The sequence below is a fragment of the Micromonospora sp. NPDC050686 genome (assembly GCF_040654475.1).
Taxonomy (GTDB): Bacteria; Actinomycetota; Actinomycetes; order Mycobacteriales; family Micromonosporaceae; genus Micromonospora.
This window is the reverse complement of sequence record NZ_JBFAID010000140.1, coordinates 1-1,553: the sequence shown is the minus strand read 5'-3', so window position 1 is coordinate 1,553 and position 1,553 is coordinate 1. Positions and strand designations below refer to the sequence as shown.

1 pseudogene is annotated in these 1,553 nt (G+C 68.4%); it reads left to right on the top strand.

Annotated features, from left to right (window positions below):
* Positions 1–120: 120 nt before the first annotated feature.
* Positions 121–1,520: pseudogene (locus AB0H57_RS32800) on the top strand (IS3 family transposase).
* Positions 1,521–1,553: the final 33 nt, after the last annotated feature.

The following is a 1,553-nucleotide window of genomic DNA, read 5'->3' as shown; positions in this document are numbered from 1 at the left end:
CCCTGTCTGTCAGGGTGAGTTGAGGCCAGCGGCTCATAGCAAGTCCGCCGGACAGGGCGAGTTCAGGATCGAGAAGCGTTGAATACTGCTGTTGACGTCGCGACGGCCCAGGATGGGGTCATGAGTGGCAAGAAGGGTCCGCGTTCGGGCGGGCCGCGGGCGCGTCGGTCGTTCACGCCGGGGCAGAAGTTGGAGTTGCTGGCCGGGTATGAGCAGGCCGTCGCGGCTGGTGAGGGCGGTGCGTTCCTGCGGCGTGAGGGCTTGTACTCATCGTTGATGTCGGAGTGGCGCCGGGCTCGGGACGCGGGTTTGTTGCAGGGCAAGCCGGCTGGGGAGACGGTCGGGAGGCCGTCGGCGGAGCAGGCCGAGATTGCCCGGTTGCGTCGTGAGTTGGAGTTGGCGCAGGCGAAGCTGGCGCGGACCGAGACGGCGTTGACGATCATGGGAAAAGCGCGCGAGCTCTTGGAGGACATCTCCAGGAGCGAGCCGGACGGTCCGGACGTGTTCGGGCTCGGCAGGCGTTGATGGCCGCCTATCATGCGCTGACCGGCGCGGGGAGCACGACGCGGGACGCGGGACGGCTGACCGGGATCGCCCGGTCCAGCGCTGAGCGTGACCGGCGGCGTCCGACGCCGGCGGCGCTGGTGCGGCGGGCGCCGGCGAACGCGTTCACCCTGGCCGAACGTGAGCAGGTCCTGCGGCTGTTGAACAGTCCGGAGTTCGTCGATGCGGCCCCGGCCCAGATCTACGCGGCGCTGTTGGACCAGGGCGTGTACGTCGGTTCGATCGCCACCATGTATCGGGTTCTGCGCGAGCACGCGCAGGTTCGCGAGCGTCGCCGGCTGGCCCGGCACCCGGCCCGCCGACGTCCCGAGCTGGTCGCCCACGCGCCGCGGCAGGTCTACACCTGGGACATAACGAAGCTGGCCGGGCCGGCGAAGGGCGTCTACTACGACGCCTACGTGATGATCGACATCTACTCCCGGTACATCGTCGGGGTCCGTGTGCACGCCCGCGAGTCCGGGCCCCTCGCGGAGTCGATGATGCGCGAGGTGTTCGGTGTCCATGGCGTCCCGCACGTCGTGCACGCCGACCGGGGCACGTCGATGACGTCGAAATCGGTGGCTGACCTGCTCGAAGACCTCGACGTGACCCGCTCGCACTCCCGGCCGAAGGTGTCCAACGACAACCCGTACAGCGAGGCCTGGTTCAAGACGTTGAAGTACGCGCCGGTCTTCCCGGACCGGTTCGCGTCCCTCGCGGACGCACGAGCTTTCATGAACAACTTCGTGACCTGGTACAACCACGCCCACCGGCACTCCGGGATCGGCCTGCACACCCCCGCCGACGTCCACCACGACCGTCACCACACCGTCCGCGCCAACCGCACCGACACCCTCGCCGCAGCCCGCACGGCGCACCCGGAACGGTTCGGCACCACCCGGCCCCTGCCCAAGATCCTCGACCTGCCCGAACAGGTCTGGATCAACAAGCCCGAGCCGCAACGACAAGCCGCTTAACTCCCGTTGGCCTCAATCCCTTGACACGTTCCG